General features: G+C 55.1%; 19 protein-coding genes. 14 read left to right on the plus strand and 5 right to left on the minus strand.

Going from position 1 to position 16,953, the window contains the following annotated elements; genetic code table 11:
• Window positions 1-6: 6 nt before the first annotated feature.
• Window positions 7-327 carry an iron donor protein CyaY gene (gene cyaY / locus V6E55_RS17130; RefSeq protein WP_028018192.1) on the minus strand — a complete coding sequence of 107 codons (321 nt, stop codon included), beginning with the start codon at window positions 325-327 and terminating at the stop codon, window positions 7-9.
• A 135-nt stretch (window positions 328-462) separates the two neighbouring features.
• Between cyaY and lptM the strand changes: the two genes are divergently transcribed.
• The 8 genes from lptM to corA all read left to right on the plus strand — a co-directional run bounded on the left by lptM (window position 463) and on the right by corA (window position 7,395).
• Window positions 463-666, plus strand: coding sequence for an LPS translocon maturation chaperone LptM (lptM, locus tag V6E55_RS17135; RefSeq protein WP_028018191.1), 204 nt, complete (start codon window positions 463-465; stop codon window positions 664-666).
• A gap of 35 nt (window positions 667-701) precedes the next feature.
• Window positions 702-1,526 carry a diaminopimelate epimerase gene (dapF, locus tag V6E55_RS17140; RefSeq protein ID WP_108091171.1) on the plus strand — a complete coding sequence of 275 codons (825 nt, stop codon included), beginning with the start codon at window positions 702-704 and terminating at the stop codon, window positions 1,524-1,526.
• Window positions 1,523-2,230 (plus strand): DUF484 domain-containing protein, encoded by a 708-nt coding sequence (locus tag V6E55_RS17145; RefSeq protein WP_028018189.1) that lies wholly within the window; start codon window positions 1,523-1,525, stop codon window positions 2,228-2,230. Before dapF ends, V6E55_RS17145 begins: the two co-directional genes overlap by 4 nt.
• The gene (gene xerC / locus V6E55_RS17150; protein ID WP_316943474.1) at window positions 2,227-3,129 is read left to right on the plus strand and encodes a tyrosine recombinase XerC; all 903 of its coding nucleotides are present in this window, start codon (window positions 2,227-2,229) and stop codon (window positions 3,127-3,129) included. The genes V6E55_RS17145 and xerC overlap by 4 nt, the downstream gene beginning before the upstream one ends.
• Window positions 3,129-3,845, plus strand: coding sequence for a 5-amino-6-(5-phospho-D-ribitylamino)uracil phosphatase YigB (gene yigB, locus V6E55_RS17155; RefSeq protein WP_129994760.1), 717 nt, complete (start codon window positions 3,129-3,131; stop codon window positions 3,843-3,845). The genes xerC and yigB overlap by 1 nt, the downstream gene beginning before the upstream one ends.
• 79 nt (window positions 3,846-3,924) lie before the next feature.
• The gene (uvrD, locus tag V6E55_RS17160) at window positions 3,925-6,087 is read left to right on the plus strand and encodes a DNA helicase II (protein WP_129994761.1); all 2,163 of its coding nucleotides are present in this window, start codon (window positions 3,925-3,927) and stop codon (window positions 6,085-6,087) included.
• Window positions 6,088-6,236: 149 nt separating this feature from the next.
• The gene (gene ysgD, locus V6E55_RS17165; RefSeq protein ID WP_212743980.1) at window positions 6,237-6,293 is read left to right on the plus strand and encodes a YsgD/CorL family protein; all 57 of its coding nucleotides are present in this window, start codon (window positions 6,237-6,239) and stop codon (window positions 6,291-6,293) included.
• 151 nt (window positions 6,294-6,444) lie between these two features.
• Window positions 6,445-7,395 carry a magnesium/cobalt transporter CorA gene (gene corA, locus V6E55_RS17170; protein ID WP_008501540.1) on the plus strand — a complete coding sequence of 317 codons (951 nt, stop codon included), beginning with the start codon at window positions 6,445-6,447 and terminating at the stop codon, window positions 7,393-7,395.
• A 43-nt stretch (window positions 7,396-7,438) separates the two neighbouring features.
• Here corA and rarD read toward each other — a convergent pair whose 3' ends face one another.
• Together rarD and yigI are read right to left on the minus strand one after the other, a co-directional pair.
• Complete coding sequence (gene rarD, locus V6E55_RS17175) at window positions 7,439-8,335, minus strand: EamA family transporter RarD (protein ID WP_114979874.1); 897 nt, start codon at window positions 8,333-8,335, stop codon at window positions 7,439-7,441.
• Between the two features lie 51 nt (window positions 8,336-8,386).
• Entirely contained in the window at window positions 8,387-8,854 is a 468-nt protein-coding gene (gene yigI / locus V6E55_RS17180) for an acyl-CoA thioesterase YigI (RefSeq protein ID WP_028018184.1), read from the minus strand.
• A 162-nt stretch (window positions 8,855-9,016) separates the two neighbouring features.
• Between yigI and pldA the strand changes: the two genes are divergently transcribed.
• The 3 genes from pldA (at window position 9,017) to rhtC (ending at window position 12,488) form a co-directional block, all read left to right on the plus strand.
• Window positions 9,017-9,886, plus strand: coding sequence for a phospholipase A (gene pldA, locus V6E55_RS17185; RefSeq protein WP_114979875.1), 870 nt, complete (start codon window positions 9,017-9,019; stop codon window positions 9,884-9,886).
• A gap of 90 nt (window positions 9,887-9,976) precedes the next feature.
• Window positions 9,977-11,806: an ATP-dependent DNA helicase RecQ gene (recQ, locus tag V6E55_RS17190; protein ID WP_114979876.1), complete on the plus strand. Its 1,830-nt coding sequence runs from the start codon at window positions 9,977-9,979 to the stop codon at window positions 11,804-11,806.
• 61 nt (window positions 11,807-11,867) lie between these two features.
• Window positions 11,868-12,488 carry a threonine export protein RhtC gene (rhtC, locus tag V6E55_RS17195; protein ID WP_010426287.1) on the plus strand — a complete coding sequence of 207 codons (621 nt, stop codon included), beginning with the start codon at window positions 11,868-11,870 and terminating at the stop codon, window positions 12,486-12,488.
• On the opposite strand, the gene rhtB is transcribed toward rhtC, so the two are convergent.
• Window positions 12,485-13,105 (minus strand): homoserine/homoserine lactone efflux protein, encoded by a 621-nt coding sequence (gene rhtB, locus V6E55_RS17200; RefSeq protein WP_028018181.1) that lies wholly within the window; start codon window positions 13,103-13,105, stop codon window positions 12,485-12,487. The genes rhtC and rhtB overlap by 4 nt on opposite strands.
• A gap of 109 nt (window positions 13,106-13,214) precedes the next feature.
• Here rhtB and pldB point away from each other — a divergent pair, with 109 nt between their 5' ends.
• From pldB to V6E55_RS17215, 3 genes are all read left to right on the plus strand, one after another.
• Entirely contained in the window at window positions 13,215-14,207 is a 993-nt protein-coding gene (gene pldB / locus V6E55_RS17205) for a lysophospholipase L2 (protein ID WP_316943476.1), read from the plus strand.
• 25 nt (window positions 14,208-14,232) lie between these two features.
• Window positions 14,233-15,033: a sugar/pyridoxal phosphate phosphatase YigL gene (gene yigL, locus V6E55_RS17210; RefSeq protein WP_316943477.1), complete on the plus strand. Its 801-nt coding sequence runs from the start codon at window positions 14,233-14,235 to the stop codon at window positions 15,031-15,033.
• 82 nt (window positions 15,034-15,115) lie between these two features.
• Window positions 15,116-16,015 (plus strand): carboxylate/amino acid/amine transporter, encoded by a 900-nt coding sequence (locus V6E55_RS17215; RefSeq protein WP_032666884.1) that lies wholly within the window; start codon window positions 15,116-15,118, stop codon window positions 16,013-16,015.
• On the opposite strand, the gene metR is transcribed toward V6E55_RS17215, so the two are convergent.
• On the minus strand, window positions 15,903-16,856 hold the full coding sequence (gene metR, locus V6E55_RS17220; RefSeq protein ID WP_129994763.1) for an HTH-type transcriptional regulator MetR: 954 nt from the start codon (window positions 16,854-16,856) through the stop codon (window positions 15,903-15,905). The two genes, V6E55_RS17215 and metR, sit on opposite strands and share 113 nt — an antisense overlap.
• Window positions 16,857-16,953 lie beyond the last annotated feature (97 nt).

Below are 16,953 nucleotides of genomic sequence, written 5' to 3' on the forward strand. Positions count from 1 at the left end.
ACAAAACTACCTGAAACTCACGACCTCACCCGCCTGCGCGGTCGCCGCCTGCTCCAGCAGATCCCAGAACGTAACGCCGCTACGGTCGCAAACCCATTCACCGTCTTTCAGGTCGAAATGATAGCCACCCTGTTTGGCAGCCAGCCATACCTGGTGAAGCGGCTCCTGACGGTTAATAATAATTTTGCTGCCGTTTTCGAAGCTCAGGGTCAGGATACCGCCGTTGATTTCACAATCGATATCGCTGTCGCCGTCCCAGTCGTCGAGACGTTCTTCGATGGTCATCCACAGGTTGTCGGCAAGGCGATGGAATTCACTGTCGTTCATAGTTTTGTTCCTGTTTTTCGTGATGGCGGCAGTATAACGCTAAATAATTCCCGTTGCAGGAAAGCGGCAAACTCTTGCTTTTGTGTCTTCTCCTGCGATGATAGAACCAGATTTGAACTTACGGGCAATTTTATAATGAAAAACGCTTTTCGAACGCTTGCCGTTCTCATCACGCTGTTTAGCCTGACTGGCTGTGGACTGAAAGGACCACTGTATTTCCCGCCAGCGGATAAAACCGCACCGCCGCCGACGAAACCAGTGCAAAGCGGCATTGAGTCTTCTACGCCAGATACTAACGATCGTGGCGACAACGGTGGCCCGACTCAGGTTAATCTCTGACGACAACGTTCTGTACCCGCGCAATGGAGCAAATGATGCAGTTCTCTAAAATGCATGGCCTTGGCAACGATTTTATGGTCGTCGACGCGGTAACGCAGAATGTCTTTTTCTCCCCGGAACTGATCCGTCGCCTGGCGGATCGGCATCTGGGCGTGGGGTTCGATCAACTGCTGGTGGTTGAGCCGCCGTACGATCCCGACCTCGATTTTCACTACCGTATTTTTAACGCGGACGGCAGCGAGGTTAACCAGTGCGGCAATGGCGCGCGCTGTTTTGCCCGCTTTGTTCGCCTGAAAGGGCTAACCAACAAGCGTGATATTCGCGTCAGCACCGCCAATGGTCGCATGGTGCTCAGCGTGACTGATGACGAACTGGTTCGCGTTAACATGGGTGAACCTAACTTCGAGCCTTCGGCAGTACCGTTCCGCGCAAACAAAGCGGAAAAGACCTATATTATGCGTGCGGCCGAGCAGACAGTATTGTGCGGCGTCGTTTCGATGGGTAACCCGCACTGCGTGATTCAGGTTGATGATGTGGAAACCGCCGCCGTCGAAACGCTCGGCCCGGTGCTGGAAAGCCACGAGCGTTTTCCGGAGCGCGCGAACATCGGTTTTATGCAGGTGGTGAAGCGTGAGCACATCCGTCTGCGGGTTTACGAGCGCGGCGCGGGCGAAACTCAGGCCTGCGGAAGCGGTGCCTGTGCTGCTGTGGCCGTCGGCATCTCTCAAGGGTTACTGGCAGAAGAAGTTCGCGTGGAGTTACCAGGTGGTCGGCTTGATATCGCCTGGAAAGGACCGGGTCATCCACTGTATATGACTGGCCCGGCGGCACATGTCTATGACGGGTTTATCCATCTATGAAACAACCAGGGGAAGAACTGCAGGAAACAGCGACGGAACTGGACGACAGAGCTGTTGTTGATTATCTGCTGCGCAATCCTGAGTTTTTTATTCGCAATGCACGCGTCGTCGAACAGATGCGCGTGCCGCATCCGGTTCGTGAGACTGTGTCGTTGGTCGAATGGCACATGGCACGCTCGCGCAACCACATCAATCAGCTTGAAGAGAACATGACGCTGCTGATGGAACAGGCCAGCACCAACGAAAGTCTGTTCTATCGTCTGCTGCATCTGCAGGCGCGTCTGGCGTCGGCGCACAGCCTTGAAGAGTTTCTGAGTCGCTTCCACCGCTGGGCGCGCGAGCTTGGGCTGGCTGGCGCAACGATTCGTCTTTTCCCTGACCGCTGGCGCATTGGCGCGCCGTCCGGTTTTACCCATCTGGCTCTCAGCCGTCAGGCGTTCGAGCCGCTGCGTATTCAGCGCCTGGGCCACGAACATCACTACCTGGGGCCGCTAAACGGACCTGAGTTGCTGGTGGTATTACCGGAAGCCAAAGCGATTGGCTCGGTGGCGATGTCGCTGATGGGGCGCGATGGCGATTTGGGCGTGATGTTATTTACCAGCCGCGATGCGCATCATTATGAGCAGGGGCAAGCTACGCACCTGTTACAAGAGATCGCTCTGATGCTGCCTGAGCTGCTGGAGCGCTGGATTGAGCGCGTATGACGGACGGACTGCTCACCACTGACGTCACGCGCTTTCTGCGTTATCTGGGCGTGGAGCGTCAGCTTAGCCCGATTACGCTGCTGAACTATCAGCGTCAGCTTGATGCCATCATGCAGATTGCCGAAGAGATCGGCCTGAAAAGCTGGCAACAATGTGACGCTGCAACCGTGCGAGCCTTTGTGGTACGTAGTCGCCGCAAGGGACTAGGCCCGGCGAGCCTGGCACTCAGGCTCTCTGCATTACGCAGTTTCTTCGACTGGCTGGTCAGCCAGGGTGGGTTAAAAGCCAACCCGGCAAAAGGAATTGCCACACCAAAAGCGCCGCGCCATTTACCTAAAAATATCGACGTTGACGATGTGAATCGCCTGCTGGATATCGATCTTAACGATCCGCTGGCCGTGCGCGACCGCGCAATGCTGGAGGTGATGTACGGTGCCGGTCTGCGTCTATCTGAGCTGGTTAATCTTGATTTAAAACATCTCGACCTGGACACCGGCGAAGTGTGGGTGATGGGTAAGGGCAGCAAAGAGCGCCGTCTGCCGATTGGCCGCAATGCGGTCTCCTGGATTGAGCACTGGCTGGATCTGCGCGGGCTGTTTGGCGTGGAAGAAGATGCGCTGTTCCTGTCGAAACTCGGTAAGCGGATCTCAGCGCGTAACGTGCAGAAGCGCTTTGCGGAGTGGGGCATCAAGCAGGGGCTGAACAGCCACGTTCATCCGCACAAGCTGCGCCATTCATTCGCGACACATATGCTTGAATCGAGCGGTGATCTGCGGGGCGTGCAGGAATTGCTCGGCCACGCGAATCTGTCGACCACTCAGATCTATACCCACTTAGACTTCCAACACCTTGCCTCGGTGTATGACGCGGCGCATCCACGCGCCAAACGGGGGAAATAATGCGTTTTTACCGCCCACTCGGGCAGATCTCAGCTCTGACCTTTGACCTTGATGACACCCTTTATGACAACCGCGAGGTAATTCTGCGTACTGAGCAGGAGTCGCTGGCGTTTGTGCAGAACTACCATCCGGCGTTGAAGGCGATGCAGAACAAGGATTTCCAGAAGCTGCGTCAATCCCTGCGGGAGACCGAACCCGACATTTACCACGACGTGACCGAATGGCGTCGCCGTGCGGTAGAGCAAGCCATGCTAAACGTCGGCATGAGTGCGCGTGATGCCGCCATTGGCGCTGAAGCATCGATGGAAAACTTTGCCAAATGGCGTAGTCGTATCGACGTGCCACAGGAAACCCATGACACGCTGACTGCACTCGCCGAAAAATGGCCGCTGGTGGCGATCACCAATGGTAATGCCCAGCCTGAGCTGTTTGGCCTTGGTGATTACTTCAAATTTGTGCTGCGTGCAGGCCCACACGGGCGCTCCAAACCATTCAGCGATATGTATCATCTGGCGGCAGAAAAACTGAATCTGTCGCTGGGTGAAATTCTGCACGTAGGTGACGACCTGACCACTGATGTGGCCGGTGCAATCCGCTGCGGCATGCAGGCCTGCTGGATCAAGCCGGAAAACGCTGACCTGATGATCGCCTCCGATAGCCGTCTTCTGCCGCACGTGGAAATTTCGCGGTTGGCATCCCTCACGACGCTGATATAATCATCAATTGTTCTGTATAAATTAACAGGGTTTTGGCGAGTAGAAATATTCGCCTGCCCGACATGACGTGACGGTGCCAATGGACGTTTCTTACCTGCTCGACAGCCTTAATGACAAACAGCGCGAAGCCGTAGCTGCCTCGCGTACTAACCTGCTGGTGCTGGCTGGGGCGGGCAGTGGTAAGACGCGCGTGCTGGTTCACCGTATCGCCTGGTTACAGAGCGTGGAGAACTGTTCGCCATACTCCATCATGGCGGTCACGTTTACCAACAAGGCGGCGGCGGAGATGCGCCACCGTATCGCGCAGCTGATGGGCACCAGCCAGGGTGGCATGTGGGTCGGCACCTTCCATGGCCTGGCGCACCGCCTGCTGCGCGCGCACCATATGGATGCCAACCTGCCGCAGGATTTCCAGATCCTCGACAGCGAAGATCAGCTCCGTTTGCTGAAGCGCCTGATCAAGGCGATGAACCTCGACGAGAAGCAGTGGCCACCGCGTCAGGCGATGTGGTACATCAACGGTCAGAAAGACGAAGGTTTGCGCCCGCACCATATTCAGAGCTTCGGTAACCCGGTTGAGCAGACCTGGCAGAACGTCTACAAGGCTTATCAGGAAGCGTGCGATCGCGCCGGTCTGGTGGACTTCGCCGAGCTGCTGCTGCGCGCTCACGAGCTGTGGCTTAACAAACCGCACATCCTGCAGCACTACCGCGAACGCTTTACCAATATCCTGGTGGACGAATTCCAGGATACCAACAACATCCAGTATGCGTGGATCCGTCTGCTGGCGGGTGATACCGGTAAGGTGATGATCGTGGGCGATGACGACCAGTCCATCTATGGCTGGCGTGGGGCGCAAGTGGAGAACATCCAGCGTTTCCTCAACGATTTCCCTGGTGCACAGACCATCCGTCTGGAACAGAACTACCGCTCAACCAGCAACATCCTGAGCGCGGCCAACGCCCTGATTGAAAATAACAACGGGCGTCTGGGTAAAAAGTTGTGGACCGATGGTGTCGACGGCGAACCGATTTCAATTTACTGCGCATTCAATGAACTCGACGAAGCTCGCTTCGTGGTGAATCGCATCAAAACCTGGCAGGACAACGGCGGCGCGCTGGAACAGTGCGCCATTCTCTACCGCAGCAACGCCCAGTCACGCGTGCTGGAAGAGGCGCTGCTACAGGTGGGTATGCCGTACCGTATTTACGGCGGTATGCGTTTCTTCGAACGTCAGGAAATCAAAGATGCACTCTCGTATCTGCGCCTGATCGCTAACCGTAACGACGACGCGGCTTTTGAGCGTGTGGTGAATACACCAACCCGTGGTATCGGTGACCGTACGCTGGACGTCGTACGTCAGGCATCGCGCGACCGCCAGCTAACGCTGTGGCAGGCGTGCCGCGAGCTGCTGCAGGAAAAAGCGCTCGCCGGACGTGCTGCCAGCGCGCTGCAGCGTTTCCTCGAACTGATTGATGCTCTGGCGCAGGAAACCACCGACATGCCGCTGCACGTGCAGACCGACCGGGTCATTAAAGACTCCGGCCTGCGCACGATGTATGAGCAAGAAAAAGGCGAGAAGGGCCAGACCCGTATTGAGAACTTAGAGGAACTGGTCACGGCAACGCGCCAGTTCAGCTACAACGAAGAAGACGAAGACCTGATGCCGCTACAGGCATTCCTCTCCCACGCCGCACTGGAGGCGGGGGAAGGGCAGGCGGATACCTGGCAGGATGCCGTTCAACTGATGACCCTGCACTCCGCCAAAGGTCTGGAGTTCCCGCAGGTGTTTATCGTCGGTATGGAAGAGGGGATGTTCCCGAGCCAGATGTCGCTGGATGAAGGCGGCCGTCTGGAAGAGGAACGTCGTCTGGCCTATGTGGGCGTGACCCGTGCGATGCAAAAGCTGACGCTGACTTACGCCGAAACCCGACGTCTGTACGGTAAAGAGGTGTATCACCGTCCATCGCGCTTCATCGGCGAGTTGCCGGAAGAGTGTGTGGAAGAGGTGCGTCTGCGTGCGAGCATCAGTCGTCCGGTCAGCCATCAGCGTATGGGCTCGCCGATTGCGGAAACCGACACCGGTTACAAGCTGGGCCAGCGCGTACGCCATTCGAAGTTTGGTGAAGGCACCATTGTGAATCTGGAAGGCAGCGGCGAGCATAGCCGCCTGCAAGTGGCGTTCCAGGGGCAGGGGATCAAATGGCTGGTGGCGGCCTATGCGAAGCTGGAAACAGTCTAACATTCAGAAAAATATAATTTTTTTGTAATAATCTGCTAGCCTTATACATTGAAGGTCAATTAATGCCCTTCAGCGTCCCGTTGCGTGTTGACGCCACAGTTATTGCTGGCGTAACATGCGCGCACGATTACGCTAAGAGGACATTCGCCTTGGACACACCCAGTAGATACTGGCTCAATTCCCTGTCATCCAGGAACAACTCCTAAGGCTATCTCCTCTTGCTGATGGCCTTAGTGGTTGTCAGCGACTTGCATTATTCCCGTCGCGCTGAGTCAGGCTGTTTAATGGTCTGAAACCCAATTTGTTTCTGTGTGCCCACCGAACTGTCCGATATTTTTTGCATTGGGAGTCCCGGTCATGTTGAGCGCATTTCAACTCGAAAATAACCGACTGACTCGGCTTGAAGCCGAAGAGTCACAGCCCCTCATTGATGCCGTATGGGTGGATCTGGTCGAGCCGGACGACGATGAACGCCTTCGCGTACAATCTGAGCTGGGACAAAGCCTGGCGACTCGCCCGGAACTGGAAGATATCGAAGCATCTGCGCGTTTTTTTGAAGATGAAGACGGTCTGCACATCCACTCCTTCTTCTTCTTTGAAGACGCCGAAGACCACGCGGGCAACTCCACCGTGGCATTTACCATCCGCGATGGTCGCTTGTTTACGCTGCGTGAACGCGAACTGCCTGCGTTTCGCCTCTATCGCATGCGCGCCCGTAGCCAGGCGATGGTGGACGGCAACGCCTATGAGCTGCTGCTTGACCTGTTCGAAACCAAAATTGAACAACTGGCGGATGAGATTGAAAACATCTACAGCGATCTGGAAAAGCTGAGCCGCGTCATCATGGAAGGCCATCAGGGCGATGAATACGACGAAGCACTCTCCACGCTAGCGGAGCTGGAAGATATCGGCTGGAAGGTACGTTTGTGTCTGATGGATACCCAACGTGCGCTGAACTTCCTGGTGCGTAAAGCGCGTCTGCCGGGTGGTCAGCTGGAGCAGGCTCGTGAGATTTTACGAGATATCGAATCCCTGCTGCCGCACAACGAATCCCTGTTCCAGAAGGTCAACTTCCTGATGCAGGCGGCGATGGGCTTTATCAACATCGAGCAGAACCGTATCATCAAGATCTTCTCGGTGGTATCTGTGGTATTCCTGCCACCGACGCTGGTGGCTTCCAGCTACGGGATGAACTTTGAGTTTATGCCGGAGCTGAAGTGGAGCTTTGGCTACCCAGGGGCGATTATCTTTATGATCCTGGCCGGGCTGGCGCCGTATCTCTATTTCAAACGCCGGAACTGGCTGTAAAAATCTGGCGGGTGGCGCTGCGCTTACCCGCCCTACACAATACCTACATTCCTCTGCGGATCCGGCGCTGGGTGTAAATCGCATCTGCAACAAAGATCGCCAGCGCCACCCAGATAAAGGCGAATGTCACCATCTTATCCGCACCCGGCACTTCGCCGTAAAACACCACTGCCAGCAGGAACATCAGCGTCGGGCCAATGTACTGGAAGAAGCCCAGCGTGGAGAGACGCAGGCGCGTTGCCGCTCCGGTAAAGCACAGCAATGGAATGGTGGTCACCACACCTGCTGCCATCAGCATCAGGTTCAACGACCATGGGTTGCTGCCCATGTGGCTGGTGGCGCTGTCGGCGATACCAAACAGGTAAATTGCCGCGACAGGCAGTAGCCACAGTGTTTCAAACAGCATCCCGGTTTGTGCTTCCACCGCAATTTTCTTACGCACCAGGCCGTAGAACGCAAAGCTGAACGCCAGCCCCAGCGCGATGATCGGTAGTGAACCGAAGGTCCACAGCTGCACCAGTACGCCGCAGAATGCAAGGATCACCGCCAGCCACTGCATACGTCGGAAGCGTTCACCGAGGAAAATCATCCCCAGTACAATGTTCACCAATGGGTTAATAAAGTAACCGAGGCTCGCTTCAAGCATATGGTGGTTATTCACGGCCCAGATAAACAGTAGCCAGTTACCGCCAATCAGTACCGCAGAGAGCGCCAGCAGGAAAATTTTCTTCGGGGTTTGCAGCAGCGTTTTGACGCCCGACCACTGACGGCTAAGGCTCATCAGCGCGATCATAAAGAAGAACGACCAGATGACGCGGTGAGTGAGGATCTCATCGGCCGGTACGTAAGCGATAAACTTAAAGTAGGCGGGTGCGATACCCCAAATAAAATAAGCGGCAAGGGCGAGTAAAACGCCCTGCCGCGTCTGTTTAGCATCCATCGGGAAAATCCGTTACAAAAAAGTGAAGTAATTTTACCCGATTTTGTCGCCTCAACCCACCATATAAGTGGCGGTTGCGCTGGCGATATAAACCTGTTCTTCGTTGTGTAATTCAACACGCGCAACAGCCACTTTATTCCCCGCACGCAGCAGGCTGCTGGTGCAGGTAAAGCGATTTCCGCGTCCGGGACGGAGATAGTCGACACGTAAATCAATGGTGCCCATGCGCGACAGGCGCTGACGAAGTTCATCTTCATTGATAGTGTCATGACGCGTCAGTGTACTGCCCACGCAGACCAGACCTGCCGCCACGTCCAGCGCGGAGGCAATCACCCCACCATGCAAAATACTTTGCGCCCAGTTGCCCACCATCATCGGCTGGTTGTTGAAACTCAGTTGGGCAAAATCTTTCTCGTAACGCTCCAGCTCCAGCCCCAGCGCACGGTTGAACGGCATATGGTAAACAAAAATCTCGCCCACGAGTTTTAATACTTCTTCGGCGGTAAGCATGGCTGACATGAGGCATTACATCCTTATTGTTAATGAAATGTTGATTTTATGCCTGAGCAAGCAAGAATTCCACTTTCAGAAACGATGATGCAGAAGTTGCGGCAGAAGTCTGTAGAATGTGCGCCATATAACAATTTAAATCATTTAATACTTTGCAGGAGATCACCACCGATGCGGACGTATCTGGTCTGGTTACTGGCAGCGGTTGCGCTGCCCTTCACAGCATATGCGCAGGAAGCGACAGTCAAAGAGGTGCACGATACGCCAGCTGTTCGCGGTAGCATTATCGCTAACCTCCTGCAGGAGCATGATAATCCGTTTACGCTCTACCCTTACGACACCAACTATGTGCTCTATACCTGGACCAGCGATCTCAACAAAGAGGCGATTCGTTCCTATGACTGGGCTGAGAATGCGCGTAAAGACGAGGTGAAGTATCAACTTAGCCTGGCATTCCCGTTCTGGCGCGGCATTCTGGGGCCAAACTCGGTATTCGGCGCGTCTTATACGCAGAAATCCTGGTGGCAGTTATCTAATAGCGGGGAGTCATCGCCGTTCCGTGAAACCAACTATGAGCCGCAACTGTTCCTCGGTTTTGCAACGGATTACGAGTTCGCCGGCTGGACGTTGCGTGACGTCGAGGTAGGTTTCAACCACGATTCAAACGGTCGTTCCGATCCAACGTCACGTAGCTGGAACCGCGCCTATACACGCCTGATGGCGCAGAATGGCAATTTGATGGTGGAAGTGAAGCCGTGGTACGTGGTGGGGAGCACCGATGACAACCCGGATATCACCAAATATATGGGCTACTATCAGCTCAAAATTGGCTACCAACTGGGTGATGCGGTGCTGAGCGCCAAAGGCCAGTACAACTGGAATACCGGCTACGGCGGCGCAGAATTGGGCTTAAGCTACCCGATGACCAAACATGTGCGTATTTATACCCAGGTCTACAGCGGTTACGGCGAGTCGCTCATCGATTATAACTTCAACCAGACCCGCGTGGGTGTGGGCGTGATGCTGAACGATATTTTCTAGACTGCTCGAATGTTTTTGCGTTAAACGTTGAAGTTTCTCTCTCAGGCGCTGAAAATAGCGCCTGTTTCATTTCTGGCATATGGGGTTAATGTGGCGCAGGCGGAAGTATTGAATCAGGAGTCGCTGGCTAAACAGGTTTTGCATGAAACCTTTGGCTACCAGCAGTTCCGCCCCGGCCAGGAAACCATCATTGAAACCGTGCTGGAAGGTCGTGATTGCCTGGTGGTGATGCCGACCGGTGGCGGTAAATCACTCTGTTATCAGGTACCCGCGCTGGTGCTTAACGGCCTGACGGTTGTGGTATCGCCTCTTATTTCTCTGATGAAAGACCAGGTTGACCAACTGCTTGCCAACGGCGTGGCGGCGGCCTGTCTTAACTCCACACAGACCCGCGAGCAGCAGCAAGAGGTGATGGCAGGTTGCCGCACCGGGCAGATCCGCCTGCTGTATATCGCGCCGGAACGCCTGATGCTGGATAACTTCCTTGACCATCTCGCGCACTGGAATCCGGTCCTGCTGGCGGTAGATGAAGCGCACTGTATCTCCCAGTGGGGACACGATTTCCGTCCGGAATACGCGGCCCTCGGCCAGCTCCGTCAGCGCTTCCCCGAACTGCCGTTTATGGCGCTTACCGCCACGGCGGATGACACCACGCGGCTGGATATTGTTCGTCTGCTGGGGCTGAACGACCCGTTGATTCAGGTCAGCAGTTTCGATCGCCCGAACATCCGCTACATGCTGATGGAAAAATTCAAACCGCTGGATCAGCTCTTGCGCTATGTGCAGGAACAGCGCGGAAAGTCTGGCATTATTTACTGCAACAGCCGCGCAAAAGTGGAAGACACTGCCGCGCGTCTGCAAAACCGCGGCTTTAGCGCTGCGGCTTATCATGCCGGGTTAGAAAACCACATCCGCGCCGACGTGCAGGAGAAATTCCAGCGTGATGACTTGCAAATTGTGGTCGCGACGGTGGCGTTCGGGATGGGGATTAATAAACCCAACGTGCGCTTTGTGGTGCACTTTGATATCCCGCGCAATATCGAATCTTACTACCAGGAAACCGGTCGCGCCGGGCGTGATGGCCTGCCTGCGGAAGCTATGCTGTTTTACGACCCCGCCGACATGGCATGGCTGCGCCGCTGTCTGGAAGAGAAACCGCAGGGACAGTTGCAGGATATTGAGCGCCACAAGCTCAATGCGATGGGGGCCTTTGCCGAAGCGCAAACCTGTCGTCGTCTGGTGTTGCTCAACTATTTTGGCGAAGGGCGTCAGGAGTCGTGCGGTAACTGCGATATCTGTCTTGATCCCCCTAAACAATACGATGGTCTGATGGATGCGCGTAAGGCACTCTCGACCATTTACCGTGTCAATCAACGCTTCGGGATGGGCTACGTGGTGGAAGTGCTGCGCGGTGCCAACAACCAGCGTATCCGCGATATGGGCCACGACAAGCTGCCTGTCTACGGTATTGGCAAGGACCAGAGTCACGAGCACTGGGTCAGTATTATTCGTCAGCTAATTCACCTTGGCTTTGCCACACAGAATATCGCCCAGCACTCTGCGCTTCAGCTTACCGAAGCCGCGCGTCCGGTGCTGCGCGGTGATGTCGAACTTAAGCTTGCGGTACCGCGCGTCATCGCCCTCAAGCCGCGCGTGATGCAGAAATCCTACGGCGGTAATTACGACCGTAAGCTGTTTGCCAAACTGCGCAAGCTGCGAAAAGCCATTGCCGATGAAGAGAATATCCCGCCTTATGTCGTCTTCAACGACGCGACGCTGATTGAGATGGCCGAACAAATGCCGCTGAGCGCCAGCGAAATGCTCAGCGTCAACGGTGTCGGCACGCGTAAGCTCGAACGCTTTGGTAAAGAGTTTATGGCGCTCATCCGCTCGCACGCCGATGGTGATGATGAGGAGTAGTCAGCCGGGCGAAAAAGTGCCAGGATGATGACTCACTGAATTATTTCCCCGCGAGCGAATTATGTTAATGCTATTTCTCACCGTGGCGTTAGTGCACATCGTTGCGCTGATGAGCCCGGGTCCTGACTTTTTCTTCGTATCACAAACGGCCGTCAGCCGCTCCCGCAAAGAGGCGATGATGGGTGTACTGGGTATCACCATGGGCGTGATGGTCTGGGCGGCGGTTGCGCTGCTCGGTCTGAACCTGATCCTGGCGAAGATGGCCTGGCTGCATAACATCATTATGGTCGGCGGTGGCTTGTATCTGTGCTGGATGGGCTACCAGATGCTGCGCGGGGCGCTGAAGAAAGAAGAGAAAAAACCGGAAGAGCCAAAGGTGGAGCTGGCAACGGGCGGCCGCAGCTTTGTGAAGGGGCTGCTGACCAATCTGGCAAACCCAAAAGCGATTATCTATTTCGGCTCCGTGTTCTCTTTGTTCGTGGGGGATAGTGTCGGCGCGGGTGCGCGTTGGGGTATTTTCCTGCTGATTGTCGTTGAGACGTTTGCGTGGTTCACCATCGTTGCAAGCCTGTTTGCCTTACCGGCGATGCGCCGTGGCTATCAGCGCATCGCGAAGTGGATCGACGGCTTTGCCGGCGCGCTGTTCGCCGGCTTTGGTATTCATCTCATCATTTCTCGCTAAGCGTGACGCGCTGATGCAAGCAGCGCGCCCACCAGCATAAACAGCGAACCAAACACTTTATTCAGGGCCTTCATCTGTTTAGGCCCTTTAATCCACGCCGCAATTCGCTGTGCCAGCGTCGCATAACCAATCATCACGATGATATCGACGATAATGGTGGTCGCGCCCAGCACCACATACTGCATCACCTGTGGTTGATGTGGAGCGATAAACTGCGGGAACAGGGCAGCCAGGAAAACAATGCTTTTCGGGTTGGTCAGGTTTACGAACACCGCGCGTTTGAACAGACGACCACGGGTTTGCGACTGGGCAAGCGTGTTGAGATTAATCGAACCTGCCGCCCGCCACTGCTGAATACCCAGCCAAATCAGATACGCTGCACCGGCCCATTTCAGTACTTCGAACGCCAGCACAGAGCGGGAGAACAGCGTCCCCAGACCAATCCCGACCAGCACAATATGAATGCCCAGCCCGGTCTGCAAACCGGCGATCGACGCCGCCGCACCGCGATAACCGTGGTTGATGGAGGTGGTCATTGTGTTAATAGCACCTGAGCCCGGTGAAAGGCTGAGGATAATGGATGTCAGCAGGTAGGCGAACCACCACTCGAAGGTCATTTGAAGCTCCCGAACCGTCTATTTTTATGCCACAATACGCTATTGTTGAGTCATTTTGTGACCTGTTACGAAAAAACGATATTCCTTGGCTTACGTGAGTGGAAACCCGATGTTTCAGCAGAAAAAGGACTGGGAAACACGAGAAAACGCATTTGCTGCTTTCTCTATGGGGCCGCTGACCGATTTCTGGCGGCAGCGTGAGGAAGATGAGTTTACGGGCGTCGGTGATATTCCTGTACGCTTCGTGCGTTTCCGCAATGTGAATAACGATCGGGTGATCGTCGTCTGCCCTGGGCGCATCGAGAGCTACATCAAATACGCCGAGCTGGCTTATGATCTTGTCCATCTTGGCTTTGATGTGTTGATTATCGACCATCGCGGGCAGGGGCTTTCTGGTCGTCTGTTATCGGACACGCACCGCGGTCATGTGGATAACTTCAGCGATTATGTCGACGATCTTGCCGCGTTCTGGCAGCAGGAAGTTGAACCTGGTCCATGGCGTAAGCGCTATATTCTGGCGCACTCTATGGGTGGGGCAATCTCTACGCTATTTTTACAGCGCTATAAGCACCAGTGCGATGCCATTGCGCTCACCGCGCCAATGTATGGCATCGTCATGCGTTTTCCTGACTGGATGGTGCGCCATATTCTCGACTGGGCTGAGGGCCATCAGCGCATTCGTGAAGGCTATGCCATCGGGACGGGGCGCTGGCGTGCATTGCCGTTTGCGATGAACGTGTTAACCCACAGCCGACAGCGTTATCGTCGTAACCTGCGTTTTTATGCCGATGAACCACGCCTGCGCGTTGGCGGCCCGACCTATCACTGGGTCCGGGAAGGTATTCTTGCCGGGGAACAGGTGCTTGCTGGTGCGGGTGATGATGACACGCCAACACTTCTGATTCAGGCTGAAGAAGAGCGTGTGGTGGATAACCGCATGCACGATCGTTTTTGTGAACTCCGCGCTGCCGCCGGTCATCCCTGTGAAGGGGGAAAACCGCTGGTCATCAACGGCGCGTACCATGAGATCCTTTTTGAAAAGGACGCTATGCGCTCAGTCGCGCTCAACGCCATTGTTGAATTTTTCAACAGGTATAACTGATTTTTTATTGAGGTTAAATTTCCCTATGTACCAGGTTGTTGCATCTGATTTAGATGGCACGCTGCTTTCCCCCGACCACACCCTGTCGCCTTACGCGAAAGAGACCCTAAAGCTTCTGACTGCCCGTGGCGTGAACTTTGTGTTTGCCACTGGCCGCCACCACGTAGACGTGGGGCAGATCCGCGATAATCTGGAAATCAAATCGTACATGATCACCTCCAATGGTGCGCGCGTACATGATACCGATGGAAACCTGATCTTTACCCACAATCTGGATCGCGATATCGCCGCCGATCTGTTCGGTGTGGTGCACAACAACCCGGATATCGTGACTAATGTCTATCGCGATGATGAGTGGTTTATGAACCGCCACCGCCCTGACGAAATGCGTTTCTTCAAGGAAGCGGTATTCAACTACACCCTGTACGAGCCAGCCCTGCTTGAACCTGAAGGTATCAGCAAGGTGTTCTTCACCTGCGAAAGCCACGAAAAATTGCTGCCGCTGGAGCAGGCGATCAACGCTCGTTGGGGCGACCGTGTTAACGTGAGTTTCTCGACCCTGACCTGTCTGGAAGTAATGGCGGGCGGCGTGTCGAAAGGTCATGCGCTGGAAGCTGTTGCGAAACGGCTGGGCTTTGAACTGAAAGACTGTATCGCCTTTGGTGATGGCATGAATGACGCCGAAATGCTCTCTATGGCGGGCAAGGGCTGCATTATGGAGAACGCGCACCAGCGTCTGAAAGATTTGCACCCGGAGCTGGAAGTCATCGGCACCAACGGCGACAACGCGGTACCAAAATATCTGCGCAAGCTGTTCCTTGAATAATCTTCAAGCGGGCAATTATTGCTCAGTTGTCAACTGAAGAGTTCGCTACAATGCCTGTCCTTCTTTCAGAGAGACAAGCATTGTGGCGCTACTCATTATCACCACTATCCTGTGGGCCTTCTCCTTTAGCCTGATTGGCGAATATCTTGCTGGTTCGGTCGACAGTTATTTCTCGGTGCTGATGCGTGTTGGGTTGGCGGCGCTGGTGTTCCTGCCGTTTCTGCGTACGCGCGGGCAATCGCTGAAAACTATTGTGCTGTATATGCTGGTGGGGGCGATGCAGCTCGGCATCATGTATCTGTTCAGCTTTCGGGCCTACGTCTACCTGTCTGTTTCGGAGTTTCTGCTTTTTACCGTACTCACGCCGCTCTACATCACACTGATTTACGATCTGCTCAGCAAGCGCCGTTTACGCTGGGGATACCTGCTGAGCGCAGCACTGGCAGTTATTGGGGCGGCGATTATTCGCTATGACAAAGTCAGCGACCACTTCTGGACCGGGCTGATGTTCGTCCAGCTCGCCAACATCAGTTTCGCCATCGGTATGGTGGGCTACAAACGTCTGATGGAAACCCGTCCGATGCCGCAGCATAACGCGTTCGCCTGGTTCTATATGGGGGCCGCGATTGTCGCGGTAGCGGCGTGGTTCATGCTCGGTAACCCGCAAAAACTGCCGACCACTACAGTGCAATGGAGCGTTCTGGTCTGGCTGGGTGTGGTGGCCTCAGGGCTGGGATACTTCATGTGGAACTACGGCGCAACCCAGGTCGACGCCGGTACGCTGGGGATCATGAACAACGTGCATGTGCCTGCGGGTCTGCTGGTTAACCTTGCAATCTGGCAGCAGCAACCCCACTGGCCGAGTTTCCTTATTGGGGGAACGGTGATCCTGGCTTCACTGTGGGTCCATCGCCGCTGGGTCGCTCCGCGCTCCGCACAAACGGAAGATGGTCGCACGCGTGGTTCCGCGTTGAGCGAATAAATGCCTCCGTAATCGGCTGGCGCTGCTCGCCATCGCGCACGGCGGCGTACAGCCGGCTCCACAATCCTTCACCCAGGGTTTTGGTCACCACCAGGCCCTGGCGTTCAAAACTCTCCACTACCCAGTGCGGCAGTGCCGCGATACCCATTCTGGCCGCTACCATCTGAATCAACAGCAGAGTGTTATCCACGCTTTTCAACTGCGGGCTAATGCCTGCCGGTTGCAGGAAGTGACGCCAGATATCCAGGCGACTGCGCTGAACCGGATAAATCAGCAGCGTTTCTGTCGCCAGGTCTTCCGGTGTGATGCGCGTTTTGGCCGCCAGCGGGTGGTCCGGCGCCAGCACCAGACGCACTTCATAATCAAACATTGGGGAGTAGTGCAGGCCACTGCGCGGCAGAATATCAGAGGTCATGACCAGATCCAGCTCGCCCTGCTGGAGCGATGGCTGCGGGTCAAACGTCACCCCGGATGTAAAGTCCATCTCCACCTGCGGCCACTTCTGGCGGAAATTCTCAAGTGCGGGGGTAAGCCACTGAATGCAGCTATGACATTCAATGGCGATACGCAGTTTGGTCTGTTGCGGTTCGTTACAGGACTGCAGGGCGCTGGCAATTTGCGGCAGCACCTGATTTGCCAGTTGCAGCAATATCTCACCTTGCGGCGTAAAGCGTAGCGGCTGGCTCTTGCGCACAAAAAGACGAAAGCCGAGGCGTTGTTCCAGATCGCTGAACTGGTGAGAAAGGGCAGACTGGGTCTGGTGCAGCGTGGCTGCTGCCGCCGCAAGAGAACCGCAGTTCCGCAACGCTTGTAGCGTTTTCAGGTGTTTTATCTCGATCATGAAAGTCCTTCACTTCGCCATGAACATTTTGCGCTTGAGGAATATACAGTAACTGCCAATTATGGATGTGTAAACATCTGGACGTCTAAATACTGAA

Origin of the sequence: Enterobacter sp. 342 (assembly GCF_036663495.1) — a bacterium.
Taxonomy (GTDB): domain Bacteria; phylum Pseudomonadota; class Gammaproteobacteria; order Enterobacterales; family Enterobacteriaceae; genus Enterobacter.